The following is a 13,296-nucleotide window of genomic DNA, read 5'->3' as shown; positions in this document are numbered from 1 at the left end:
ATGGCTTGTTCCGGGAGGCCGCCGGCCCCGGGGAGGCCATTTAGGGGGTAACGAACCACTTTGCGAGTCCCGATTCCGTCATTGGCGGTTATTAGATACCGATCATGGGAGCCATTCCGCCGATAACGTTGATTTGCCCTGAGCGGGACCCGCGAAAATGACCTGACTTTGATCCGCGACAAGGCCGGGGACCGGCTGGCCGACCAAGGTCGCAGACGTTCCGCCTTGTCCGGGCATCGTCCCGCGACGCATAATCGCTGCAACAATCAGGGACGACTTGTGGCCGCCGAGCATCCGGCCGCAATGAGTGGGAGGAAAAGATGTCCGAGAAGATTTACGACGTATCCGCCGATTGGGCCAAACGTGCCTACGTCGATGACGCCAAGTACCGCGAAATGTACGCCCGCTCGGTCTCGGACCCCAATAGCTTCTGGGCCGAACAGGCCAAGCGCATCGACTGGATCAAGCCCTTCCACAAGGTCGAAAACGTCTCCTTCGCCCCCGGCAACATCTCGATCAAATGGTTCGAGGACGGCGTCCTGAACGCCGCCTGGAACTGCATCGACCGGCATCTCGACAAGCGCGGCAACCAGACCGCCATCATCTGGGAGGGGGACGATCCCTCGCAGTCCAAGCACATCACCTACCGCCAGTTGCACGACGAAGTCTGCAAGATGGCCAACATCCTGCGCACGCGGAACGTCAAGAAGGGCGACCGCGTCACCATCTATCTGCCGATGATCCCGGAAGCCGCTTATGCGATGCTTGCCTGCGCGCGGATCGGCGCCATTCATTCGGTGGTGTTCGCTGGCTTCTCGCCCGACAGCCTCGCCCAACGCATCACCGACTGCCAATCCAAGGTGATCATCACCGCCGACGAGGGACTGCGCGGCGGCAAGAAGGTGCCGCTGAAGGCCAATGTCGATGCAGCGATCGAGAAAGCCGGCGGCGTCGATTGGGTCGTTGTCGTCAAGCACACCGGCGCGGCCGTCGACATGAATCCAACGCGCGATTTCTGGCACCACGAAGTGGCCAAGCTGGTGACGACGGAATGCCCGTGCGAGCACATGCACGCGGAAGATCCGCTGTTCATCCTGTATACGTCGGGCTCCACCGGTCAGCCGAAGGGCGTGCTGCACACCACAGGCGGCTATCTCGTATACGCGGCGATGACGCATCAATACGTGTTCGACTATCACGACGGCGACATCTACTGGTGCACCGCCGACGTCGGCTGGGTCACCGGCCACAGCTACATCGTCTATGGGCCGCTGGCGAACGGCGCCACCACGCTGATGTTCGAGGGCGTGCCGAATTACCCTGACACCTCCAGGTTCTGGAACGTCATCGACAAGCACAAGGTCAACATCTTCTACACCGCACCGACCGCGATCCGCGCGCTGATGCAGGGCGGTGACGAGCCGGTGAAGAAAACCTCACGGAAGAGCCTCAAGCTGCTCGGTACGGTCGGTGAGCCGATCAATCCGGAAGCCTGGGAATGGTACTATCGCGTCGTCGGCGAGAATCGTTGCCCGATCGTCGACACCTGGTGGCAGACCGAAACCGGCGGCATCCTGATCACGCCGCTGCCGGGCGCAACCAAGCTCAAGCCGGGTTCAGCGACGCGGCCGTTCTTCGGCGTGGTGCCCGAGATCGTCGACGCCGACGGCAAGGTGCTGGAAGGCGAAACCACCGGCAATCTCTGCCTCACCAGATCCTGGCCCGGGATGATGCGCACGGTCTATGGCGACCACGCGCGTTTCGAGCAGACCTATTTCTCGACCTACAAAGGCAAGTATTTCACCGGCGACGGCTGCCGCCGCGACGCCGACGGCTATTACTGGATCACCGGCCGCGTCGACGACGTCATCAACGTTTCCGGCCACCGCATGGGCACGGCCGAAGTCGAGAGCTCGCTGGTGGCGCATGCCAAGGTGTCGGAAGCGGCCGTGGTCGGCTATCCCCACGACATCAAGGGCCAGGGCATCTACGCCTATGTGACGTTGATGGCCGGTACCGAGCCGACCGAGGAGCTGCGGAAAGAGCTGGTCGCCTGGGTGCGCAAGGACATCGGCCCGATCGCGTCCCCCGACCAGATCCAGTTCGCGCCGGGCCTGCCGAAAACCCGCTCCGGCAAGATCATGCGCCGCATCCTGCGCAAGATCGCCGAGGATGAGCCGTCGAGCCTCGGCGACACCTCGACGCTCGCCGACCCCGCCGTGGTCGACGACCTCGTGAAGAACCGGCAGAACAAGAAGGGCGCACCGGCGTAGGGCGCCGCTGGAGCAAGCATCTCGTCCCGGGACCCGGGACGAGGCAATGCCGAATTTTGCATCAATCCCATCGCTCACGCGTTTGTCGGTGGCGAGCCCGCCTCACTGGGCTTTTGCCGCTGTGTGTCGTTTTACGGTCATTTACTTTATTTCGTTGTTCCCTCCATCGAAAACAATCTCGAACGCTTGAGTTGAAACCAGCCGGTCAGTTCGCGCGACTAAACTGAAAACGCGTGGACGAGACAGCGGGCCGTCAAGGCTTGAAAGGACATTTTGAGGGCCCCTGAGAGGGCGGGCAGAGTGGAGCTGGGGAATGTCAAAGAAGATTGCGGTGGCGTTGGCCGCCACCTTGGCTGTGGCCACTATGATGTCGTCACCGGCGCAAGCGCGCCCGGAACTGGTCGGCATCAGCGACGATTACGCGCCGGGCACGATCGTGGTGAAGACCCATGAACGACGTCTCTATCTCATTCTCGAATCCGGCCGCGCCATGCGCTATCCGGTCGGCGTCGGCAAGGCCGGCAAGCAATGGTCGGGCACCACAAAGATAGACGGCAAGTATCTCAATCCGGCCTGGTCGCCCCCGAATGAGGTCAGGCGCGACAAGCCTTATATGCCCGACGTGATTCCCGGCGGCTCGCCGCGCAATCCGATGGGCGTCGCGGCGATGACGCTGGCCGGCGGGGAATATGCCATTCACGGCACCAACGTGCCGGGCTCGGTCGGCGGCTTCGTGTCGTACGGTTGTATCCGCATGCTCAACGACGACATCTTCGATCTCTATCAACGCGTGCCGATCGGAACCACCGTAACCGTCACGCGCTAATCGGCTCACATCATTTTCACCTGAAAAAGCTGCGCCTTGGCGCAGCTTTTTTGTTTTTGCGGTTCCGCAAAACGCGCTTTGCGGAACTCCCCCTGTAGTTGTACGGGGTTTAGTTTTTACGTTTGGTTTAGTTGTATGTCGCCTACTGCTTCAACTGTTAGGGGAGCGGCGCGCCATGGGACGGTTCAAGTTTCGTATCGGTACAAAGCTGGGTCTGACGGCCGGTATCGGCGTCATCTTGGTGGGCGGCATCCTGACCAACCAGATGCTCGGCCACCGGTCGATTGTAGAATCCAACCGCCTGGTCATCATCAACTACCTCAACAAAGGCAATGCGCAGGCGACGCAGACGGCGATGGCGCGCGCGCAGCTCGCCGCGCTCGAGATCGGCTCCGCGCCGTCAGTTGGAGAGGTTGACAAGTTCCTCGATATTCTCCGCACCCACGCAACTGAAGCCGGGACGGAAATCAACGCCGCAACGGAGCGAGCGACGCGGAAGGTCACACAGGATGCCTACCGTGAGGCCAGGAAATTCGTGGATGCCTACCTGGCCAGTGCCGTCGAGCTGGCGGCGGCGCAAAAGGCCGTCATCGGCGCTCCCGCCGGCGACGCCAAGGCCGCGGCCGAAACGGCGAAGGCGAGCATTCTCACAGAGCGTATGCGCCCGGCGGCCCGGGAAGTCAGCAAACGCATTGACGACTTGGTGGGCGTCGCCAACGAATTCGCGGCGCGACGCAAAGGCGAGTTGCTGGCGGAACTGGATCGCGTCGCCAACTTCGCGTTCATCGTCGGCGCATTCGTCATGGTGATGTTGATCGCCTCCGCGGTCTTTTCGGTGTTGAGCATCGCCCGGCCGATCCGGCGTATCGGCGACGTGCTCCTGCAACTCGCTGGCGGCAATAAGGCCGTCGAGATTCCCTACACGGCCCGTGGCGACGAAGTCGGTGACAACGCCCGCGCGGCCCACACCTTCAAGGACAATCTGCTCCGCATCGAGCAGATGGAAGCCGAGCGGAAGGATCAGGAAGCCGCTGCGGCCGCACGGCGCAAGGCGGAAATGATCAAGCTTGCCGACGCTTTCGAGTCCGCCGTCGGCGGCATCGTCAGCACGGTATCGTCGGCATCCCAGCAGCTCGAGGCCGCCGCTGGCACGCTGTCGGGCACCGCTGAGCAGACGCAGCAGCTCTCCGGAATGGTCGCCGCGGCTTCCGAGGAAGCCTCGACCAATGTCGGCGCGGTGGCTTCCGCCGCCGAGGAAATGAGCACGTCGGTTGTCGAGATCAGCCGGCAGGTCCACGATTCCAGCCGCATCGCGAACGAGGCCGTGAGGCAGGCGGAGCAGACCGACCTGCGCATCAATGAACTGCTGAAGGCAGCGGGCCGGATCGGCGACGTCGTCAAGCTCATCACCGCGATCGCCGAACAGACCAACCTGCTGGCGCTCAACGCTACCATCGAGGCTGCGCGCGCCGGCGAATCCGGCCGCGGCTTCGCCGTGGTGGCGAGCGAGGTGAAGGCACTGGCAGCGCAGACGGCCAAGGCCACCGACGAGATCGGCGCACAGATCATGGGCATGCAGGCGGCGACCGAAGACTCGGTCAGTGCGATCAAGGAGATCGGCGCCACCATCGCCAGGATTTCGGACATCTCGACGACCATCGCTGCAACCATCGAGGAGCAGGGTGCTGCAACGGCCGAGATCGCCCGCAACGTCAGCGAAGCTGCCAAGGGCACCTCCGAGGTCGCGGAGAGGATCACCCAGGTCAACTCCGGTGCGAGCTCCACCGGTTCGGCCTCGGCCCAAGTGCTGGCATCAGCGCGCTCGCTTTCCAGCGAAAGCGGTCTCTTGAGGGCGGAGGTCGAGAAGTTCCTCAACACCGTGCGCGCCGCCTAAGCCGCCAACATAGCGGCGAGCACACTTTTGGTGCTCGCTCGATATACGCAGCACGCACGCCCCGGGATTATACGGATTTGACCGGCACCATAGACAACTATAGATTTGCTGATAATCCGTAAGCAACCTTACGGAACCTGCCTCAGTGAGCCTCCCGACATGAACATCCACGCGACCTCAGCCGATTCGCTTGAGCGAATCGCCGATCTGGTTTGGCAGCAGCACAGTTCCCTCGACACCATGCTGCTTTCGCCAGTTGGTGAATTCCAGACCAGGACCGTCGCGCTCGAAACGTTGATGCGCGAAGTGACCGAGTGTCTTGCCGAGAACTTCCGACATCGCCCGGCACAAGACTTCCCGATGCTCTATTTCGCGTGCGGCAAGGCCCGGGTCGGATCGACAGCTCTGAGCAACCTGTTCGGCATGATCGGGATGCCCTCATACTATCAGCCGCTGAAGGCCATCCTGCGCGATGCGCTTGTCGGCCAGTCGCTGACGCCCTGGATCGTGCCGTCGGCGACCGATGAGCCGCGTATCTTCAGCAAGGAGACGATCGGGCCCTACGTGCTCGCCGAGAGCCTGTTCAATCCGCTGCAGCTCCTGATCGAGGCGGGCTATCCGCGGCATCGGCTGCACCTCATCGTGCTCGATCGCGAGCCGGCAAGTGCGCTGGCGTCATGGCTCGAGAAGCTGATCTCTCGCGCGCCGGAAAGTACGTTGCTCCGGCATTATGTGATCGCCGCGCTCAGTGCGGTTCGGGTGGCAAGCTATGCCAAGCAACAGGGCGTTCCGGTCACTCACTACGTCTACGAGGTGAGCAAGGAGGCCATATCGTCGGTTCGTGTCCTGTTCGACCGCCTTGGCCTTTCGAGCAGCTTTACCGAAAACGCCGTGACGTCCTGGCGGGAGCCAGGACAAACGCAGGTGAACAACGCGCGCGTCATCTTCCCGAGCGAAGCGACGATTTACAAGGTGCCCAATCTGCACACCTCCGATAGCGCCTATCGCTACCAGTGCCGCGCAACGGCCTCGCTGAGCGAAACCCAACTGGACATCCTGGAGCGCTGCGGGATCAATGATGCCTATCGCGCCTCGGTTGCGGCGTGTGTTCGGGATCTTGGCCTGAGTGCGGCCACGTCGGAGCGCTTGTTCGGCGATTGGTTCGCCGCGGCCGCGTGATCGCCATGCTGGACATTCCCACGATCGCCGAGCCAGCCCTCCCGGGAAGGGCTGGCAAGCAGCCCCGCACCGCCACGAGCCATCTGCAGCGCCTGGAGTCCGAAAGCATCCACATCATGCGCGAGGTGGCGGCCGAATTCCGTAAACCCGTGATGCTCTATTCGATCGGCAAGGACTCCTCGGTGCTCTTGCACCTGGCGATGAAGGCGTTCTATCCCGGCAAGCCGCCGTTTCCGCTGCTTCATGTCGATACGACCTGGAAGTTTCGCGAGATGATCGCGTTTCGAGATCAGCGCGCACGCGAGCTCGGGCTCGATCTGATCGTCCATGTCAACGCCGACGGCGTGAGGCAGGGCATCGGCCCGTTCAGCCACGGCTCGGCGCTTCATACCGACGTGATGAAGACGCAGGCGCTGCGGCAGGCGCTGGAAGCCGGCGGCTTCGATGCCGCGATCGGCGGTGCCCGCCGCGACGAGGAGAAATCGCGCGCCAAGGAGCGCATCTTCTCGCATCGGAGCGCAACCCATCGATGGGATCCGAAGCAGCAGCGGCCGGAGCTGTGGAGCCTGTACAACACCATGCTCGCGCCCGGCGAGAGCATGCGGGTGTTTCCGCTGTCGAACTGGACCGAGCTCGACGTCTGGGAATACATCCTGATCGAGAACATCCCGATCGTGCCCTTGTATTTTGCCGCGCGGCGGCCGGTGGTCGAGCGCGACGGCGCCCTGATCATGGTCGACGACGATCGGATGCCGCTGCGCGCCAGCGAGCAGCCAATGTGGCGCTCGGTCAGGTTTCGCACGCTCGGCTGCTATCCCCTGACCGGCGCGATGCCGTCGACGGCGGCGAACCTGCCGGAGATCGTCCATGAGATGATGATTTCGCGAACGTCCGAACGGCAAGGACGCGTCATCGACCGCGACTCGACCGCGTCGATGGAGCGCAAGAAAGCTGAGGGCTATTTCTGATGTCTTATCACGAGGCGCCCACGGTCGCCGTTCTCGACGCGTTGCAGCTCGGGCAGCATGACCGGCCGACGCTGCGCTTCGTCACCTGCGGCAGCGTCGACGACGGCAAGAGCACGCTGGTCGGCCGCCTGCTCTACGATTCGAAGACGCTGCTCGACGACCAACTGGCGGCACTCGCCTCCGAGAGCAAGATCGCCGGCACCACCGGCGGCGATCTCGATTTCGCGCTGCTGGTCGACGGCCTGCAGGCGGAGCGCGAGCAGGGCATCACGATCGACGTCGCCTACCGCTTCTTCGCCACCCAGCGCCGCCGTTTCGTCGTCGCCGACACGCCGGGCCACGCCCAATATACGCGCAATATGGCAACCGGCGCGTCCGCCGCCGATCTCGCGGTGGTGCTGATCGACGCGCGCAAGGGCGTGATCACGCAGACCTGCCGCCACAGTCATATCCTCGCGTTGCTCGGCGTGCGCCACGTCGTGCTCGCCGTCAACAAGATGGACCTGGTCGGGTTCGATGCCGATCGTTTTGCAGCGATCGCCGCCGAATATCGCACCTTGGCTGCCCGACTCGGCATTCCGCAGGTTCAATGCATTCCTGTAGTGGCGCGCGACGGCGACAACATCTTCGCTGCGAGTGCGCGGATGCCCTGGTACGACGGGCCGACGGTGATGGCGCATCTGGAGACGGTCGACGTCACCGGCGACATCGCAGAGCGGCCGTTCCGGCTTCCGGTGCAATGGGTGAACCGGCCGAATGCGGAGTTTCGCGGCTTCAGCGGGCGGATCGCCGGCGGCACGGTACGCATAGGCGACGCGATTAGCGTGCGGCCGTCCGGCCATCTCACCCATGTTGCCGGCATCATCACCGCCGCCGGCGAGCAGGACCATGCCACAGCCGGCCAATCGGTAACCCTCACGCTGGCCGATGAGATCGATGTCAGCCGCGGCGACGTGCTGACCGCGGGCGACCCGCCGCTGGTATCTGATCAACTGGCCGCGCATCTCGTCTGGTTCGACGGCGATGCCATGCTGCCGGGCCGCCGCTACGTGCTCAAATGCGGCACCGCCTCGACCGGCGCGGTCATCTCGACGCTAAAGCACCGCGTCGCCATCGACACCATGGAGCATCAGGCCGCAACCACGCTCGCCACCAACGAGATCGGCTATGTCAATCTCAGCCTCGACCGCCCGCTGGTCTGCGAGGCCTATCGCGAGGATCGCGAGCTCGGCAGCTTCATTCTGATCGATCCGATCAGCCACCGCACCGCGGTGGCGGGGATGATCGATTTCTCGCTGCGACGGGCCACCAATATCCGCCGACAGGCGCTCGACGTCGACAAATCCGTGCGCGCCCGCATCAAGCAGCAGCGGCCCTGCGTCTTGTGGTTCACTGGCTTAAGCGGCGCCGGCAAGTCGACCATTGCCAATCTCGTCGATCGCCGCCTTGCCGAACTCGGGCGCCACGCCGCGCTGCTCGACGGCGACAATCTTCGTTACGGCATCAACCGCGATCTCGGCTTCACCAGCGAGGCCCGCGTCGAGAACATCCGCCGCGTCGCCGAGATCGCGGCGCTGTTCGTCGATGCCGGCCTGATCGCGCTGGTCTCGCTGATCTCCCCGTTCCGCGGCGATCGCGAAACGGCACGACGACGGCACGACGACGGCGAGTTCATCGAGATTCATGTCGCGACATCGCTGTCCGAATGCGAGCGGCGCGATCCCAAGGGGCTCTACGCCAGGGCGCGCGCCGGCGAACTGCCGAACTTCACCGGCATCGACCAGGTCTATGAGACGCCGCTTGCTCCGGAAATCATCATCGACACATCGGAGATGTCGGCGGAAGCGGCCTGCGAGCGCATCACCGCTTACTTGCGGGAGCATCGTTACCTGTAGCGGTCGCGCACCATCCGTTGCGGTGGCCGCCGCCATAGCTGCGCACATGACCTGCCGCGAGCATGGCCGCCGAAACATTCCCGGTGCGCCTGGTTGCAACCTCGGCAACAACACGGCCGCTATATTTGTCCGGTCCGATACTGAAGATCGTGACCCCGCCTTCGCCAAGCAGCGCGCGCAGGGCACCGGTCGCGGCCTCCGCCATCTGCAATTCCCCAGGGCACGATGCCTTCAATTCGGGCGCGTCGATGCCGCGCAGGCGTATGCGCGTGATCGGCTCAACGCCGGGCGACAAATGCACCCGCGCCTCAAACGTGTCGCCATCGATGGTCCGGATGACATCGACGGGATGGCGCACGTCAGGGCTTCCAGAGCGCTTCCAGATCATCTCGGCATCGCGCGCCGCCTGGCTGTCGGCGAAGTCAGGCAACGACCGGCGCACCCAGTCCCGCACCGGCAGCGTCGTCGCCACCGCTACGCAAAGCACGAACATCCATGGCAAGGCCGCCGCAAACCAGCGGCGCCACGGACCCCGGCGCGAGGTCCGGTAAGCAGTTATCTTCTCATATGGAGGCATATTCCCGACTAAGGGCTGAGTCGGGTCGTCCGGCAAGGGCCCACTGCCCGTCCTTGCGCCTCAAAAATCTTGGCCCTCAAAAATCCGAAGCGATCCCTCTGCGCTCCCAATCGCCGTAGCGGGTCGGTTCCAGACCCTTCGGACCCTGGAATTCCTTCTGCAGCATGGTAGCGCTGGCGTCAGTGGCCTTGCGGCGCGCCTCGGCCTCGGCAAGCGCGCGCTGGGCTGCGGGCGTCAGCTTCTTGCGTTCCGCAGCCGGCGCTGGAGATGAATAATTGTCGGTCATCGCAACTCTCCCATAGCACGGGATGGGCGCACAGATGACATCACAATCGAGAAATTGTCTGTGGCGATTCTTACATTTGGCATATTCGCATGCCAAATGAGTGTTTCATTTCATTGGCATGAGCCGAAACCTTTCCGCCTTCCGAGACATTCCTGCTTCATGCCCCCTTCAAGATTCGCAGTACCTTCAGAAGTGCCCGGCCTCGCGGCGCGGCGGATCGCGGCTGATATTCTCGACGGCGTGCTGCACAAGCATCGCACCCTCGACGATCAGCTTGACGGCACGGGCGCCCATCCCGGACTGAAGGCGCTCGCCGATCGCGACCGCGCGCTGATGCGGCGGCTGGTTGCGACGATCCTGCGACGGCTCGGCACGCTCGGCCATTTGCTGTCGCGCCTGCTCGATCGCGGCATTCCGACGGATGCGCCGCGGGCACAGAGCGCACTACTGATCGGCGCGGCGCAGATTCTCTGGATGGACGTGCCTGATCACGCCGCCGTCGATCTTTCGGTGCGGCTGGTGCAATCGGACCGCCGCGCCGCAAAGTATGCCGGCCTCGTCAACGCCGTGCTGCGCCGCTGCGCCCGCGAGGGACAGCCGCTGATCGAGGAAATCAAGTCGCAGACGCTTGATGTTCCGCCGTGGCTGTTGACGCGCTGGATCGGCGCCTATGGCGAGACCACCGCGCGGGAGATGGCGCGCGCCATCGGCCACGAGCCGTCCCTCGACATCACCGTGAAGACGGACGCGGCGCAATGGGCGAGCCGCCTGCATGGCGAAACCTTGCCGACCGGAACCGTGCGCACGCTGCTGCAAGGGTCGGTGACCATGCTGCCCGGTTTCTCCGAGGGACAGTGGTGGGTGCAGGACGCCGCGGCCGCGCTGCCGGCGCGGTTGTTTGGCGATGTCGCCGGCAAGAGCATCGTCGACCTCTGCGCCGCGCCCGGCGGCAAGACCGCGCAACTCGCGCACGCCGGCGCGCGCGTCACCGCGGTCGATCGCTCGCCGGCGCGCATGGCGCGGCTGCGCGACAATCTGGCCCGGCTCTCGCTGCAGGCCGATGACGTGGTGACCGATGCGGCCGAATGGCAGGGCAGCGGCAATGGCGGTTACGACGGCGTGCTGGTGGATGCGCCCTGCACCTCCACCGGCACCATCCGCCGTCACCCCGATGTCGCCTGGCTGCGTCAGGAAGCCGACATTGCGGCGCTGTCCGCGTTACAGAAAAGGTTGCTGCAAAAGGCGGTCGCCCTGCTCAAGCCGGGCGGAACGCTGGTCTATTGTACCTGTTCGCTGGAGCCCGAGGAAGGCGAACAGGCGGTCGCGTCCCTGCTCGCTACCGAACCGGGCGTGCGTCGCGTCCCGGTCGAGGTGGACGAGGTCGCGGGCCTCAGCGAAATCGTGACCCCAAGCGGCGATTTACGCACCCTGCCCTGCCATTTGCCCCATGACGACCCCCGGCTCGGCGGGTTAGATGGATTTTACGCGGCGCGGCTGGTTAAAACCTGATTTTTAGACCGAAATCACCCTGCCTTCGGGTGATTCGTCGATTTTCAAGATGGTGTGTTGCCGGTGTTTCCGGATTAAAAGGATTCGCCAGAATACCCCTCCCTCCTTAAAGCCAAGGCACGGCGTGTCGGTCGCTCAACGCAGACGCATCTCGACGCTTATCATGAGCCGCTCGGCGCGGACCGTGATCGCGCGCGCGACCGGCGCCACGGTGGCGGTATCGCGGCTGTGGCCCGGCCGCGCCGACCGGCTGATCATCGCCCCGCACGATCTGCGCACCGCCGACGCCACCCGCGCCGCGGAAATCTATGCCGGCCGCTTCGTGTTTGCCGGCAAAATCGTCACCTGCCATGGCCGCTCGATCTTCGATCTCGAGCCGCCGTCGGAAGATTGGGAAGTCGCGCTGCTCGGCTTCGGCTGGCTGCGGCACCTGCGCGCCGCCGACACCGCGCTGACCCGCGCCAATGCCCGCTCGCTGGTCGACGACTGGATCTCGAATCCGGCGCGCAAGCGGCCGCTCGAACGCCGCCCCGACGTGCTGGCCCGCCGCGTGATCTCGCTGTTGTCGCAGGCGCCGCTGGTGCTCGGCGACACCGACGGAAAATTCTATCGCAAGTATCTGCGCGGGCTGACCCGCGAAATTCGATATCTTCGCTACACGATGCTCGACATCGCCGACGGTGTGCCGCGGCTGCAGGTCCTGATCGCGCTGTGCTACGCCTCGCTGTGCCTGGCCAATCAGGCGCGACACATCCGCTCCGCCACGCGACGGCTTTCCGACGAATTGCAGCGCCAGATCCAGCCCGACGGCGGGCATATTTCGCGCAACCCCGGCGCGCTGGTCGAACTGCTCAGCGACCTCCTGCCCCTGCGCCAGACCTTTGCCGCCCGCAACATCGCGCCGCCGCCCGCGCTGTTGAATGCGATCGACCGCATGATGCCGATGCTGCGCTTCTTCCGTCATGGCGACGGCAGCTTCGCGCTGTTCAACGGCATGAGCAACGCGCCCTCGGACCTGGTCGCGACGCTGCTCGCCTATGATGACACGCACGGCGTACCGATGGCGAACATGCCGCATACCGGCTTCCAGCGCCTCGACGCCGGCACGACGACCGTCATCATCGATAGCGGTCCGCCGCCGCCGCCGAATGTCAGCCAGGAAGCGCACGCCGGCTGTCTCTCGTTCGAACTGTCTTCGGGGCCGAGCCGGATCGTGGTCAATTGCGGGATGCCCTCGACCGGCCGGGATAATTGGCGCACCTTTGCCCGCAGCACCGCAGCGCATTCGACCCTGACCTATCACGAGGCGTCCTCGTGTCAGTTCGTCGAATTGTCGGCGATGAAGCGCCTGCTTCAGGGCGCGCCGGTCGTCAGCGGTCCGGCCAACGTGGAAAGCTACCGCGAGGCGGTGGCCGACGGCGATCTCCTGACCACCTCGCATGACGGCTATCTCGCACGCTTCGGCGTCGTGCATCGCCGGGTGCTGATGATCTCCCATGACGGCGCAAGACTCGATGGCGAGGACACTGTGTCGCCGGCGCCGGGGACGCGCATCAAGGGCGCGGAGACCGATTTTGCGCTGCGGTTTCACCTTCATCCCGCGGTGAAGGCCAGCCGCCTCAGCGATGCGCGCGGCGTCATGCTGGTATTGCCCAACCGCGAAGTCTGGACCTTCGAGGCGCTCGACGACAAGGTCGATCTCGAGGACAGCGTGTTTCTGGCCGGCAATGACGGCCCGCGCCGCACCGCCCAGATCGTGATCCGTCAGGATTCCCGCCACGCCTCCTCGATCCGCTGGAGCTTTGTCCGCTCAAGCACGTCGCCAGGCGCCACCAACACGCGGCGCAATGCGCGGCGAGAGCCGGAATTGCCGCTCTGATCGTGCTGCT

Annotated in this window: 10 protein-coding genes; 8 read left to right on the top strand and 2 right to left on the bottom strand. The window is 64.3% G+C overall.

Annotation, left to right across the window (positions count from 1 at the left end):
* The first annotated feature begins 320 nt into the window (after positions 1-320).
* From acs to cysC, 6 genes are all read left to right on the top strand, one after another.
* Positions 321-2,273, top strand: a complete 1,953-nt coding sequence (gene acs / locus V1292_RS08520; RefSeq protein WP_334371765.1) for an acetate--CoA ligase — start codon at positions 321-323, stop codon at positions 2,271-2,273.
* Positions 2,274-2,586: 313 nt separating this feature from the next.
* Entirely contained in the window at positions 2,587-3,099 is a 513-nt protein-coding gene (locus V1292_RS08515; protein WP_334371764.1) for a L,D-transpeptidase, read from the top strand.
* 175 nt (positions 3,100-3,274) lie between these two features.
* Positions 3,275-4,993, top strand: coding sequence for a methyl-accepting chemotaxis protein (locus tag V1292_RS08510; RefSeq protein ID WP_334371762.1), 1,719 nt, complete (start codon positions 3,275-3,277; stop codon positions 4,991-4,993).
* 159 nt (positions 4,994-5,152) lie between these two features.
* Entirely contained in the window at positions 5,153-6,172 is a 1,020-nt protein-coding gene (locus V1292_RS08505; RefSeq protein WP_334371760.1) for a sulfotransferase family protein, read from the top strand.
* A gap of 5 nt (positions 6,173-6,177) precedes the next feature.
* The gene (gene cysD, locus V1292_RS08500) at positions 6,178-7,140 is read left to right on the top strand and encodes a sulfate adenylyltransferase subunit CysD (RefSeq protein ID WP_334371758.1); all 963 of its coding nucleotides are present in this window, start codon (positions 6,178-6,180) and stop codon (positions 7,138-7,140) included.
* Positions 7,140-9,035, top strand: a complete 1,896-nt coding sequence (gene cysC / locus V1292_RS08495; protein WP_334371756.1) for an adenylyl-sulfate kinase — start codon at positions 7,140-7,142, stop codon at positions 9,033-9,035. The genes cysD and cysC overlap by 1 nt, the downstream gene beginning before the upstream one ends.
* On the opposite strand, the gene V1292_RS08490 is transcribed toward cysC, so the two are convergent.
* The gene (locus V1292_RS08490) at positions 9,001-9,612 is read right to left on the bottom strand and encodes a thermonuclease family protein (protein WP_442895603.1); all 612 of its coding nucleotides are present in this window, start codon (positions 9,610-9,612) and stop codon (positions 9,001-9,003) included. The two genes, cysC and V1292_RS08490, sit on opposite strands and share 35 nt — an antisense overlap.
* A gap of 76 nt (positions 9,613-9,688) precedes the next feature.
* Positions 9,689-9,898, bottom strand: a complete 210-nt coding sequence (locus V1292_RS08485) for a DUF1674 domain-containing protein (RefSeq protein WP_334371752.1) — start codon at positions 9,896-9,898, stop codon at positions 9,689-9,691.
* Positions 9,899-10,057: 159 nt separating this feature from the next.
* On the opposite strand from V1292_RS08485, the gene V1292_RS08480 reads away from it, so the two are divergent.
* Positions 10,058-11,407: an RsmB/NOP family class I SAM-dependent RNA methyltransferase gene (locus V1292_RS08480; RefSeq protein ID WP_334371751.1), complete on the top strand. Its 1,350-nt coding sequence runs from the start codon at positions 10,058-10,060 to the stop codon at positions 11,405-11,407.
* A 163-nt stretch (positions 11,408-11,570) separates the two neighbouring features.
* Complete coding sequence (locus tag V1292_RS08475) at positions 11,571-13,286, top strand: heparinase II/III family protein (protein ID WP_334371749.1); 1,716 nt, start codon at positions 11,571-11,573, stop codon at positions 13,284-13,286.
* The last annotated feature ends 10 nt before the right edge of the window (positions 13,287-13,296 follow it).

Origin of the sequence: Bradyrhizobium sp. AZCC 1719 (assembly GCF_036924525.1) — a bacterium.
Taxonomy (GTDB): Bacteria; Pseudomonadota; Alphaproteobacteria; order Rhizobiales; family Xanthobacteraceae; genus Bradyrhizobium.
This window is presented reverse-complemented; position numbering and strand designations above follow the sequence as displayed.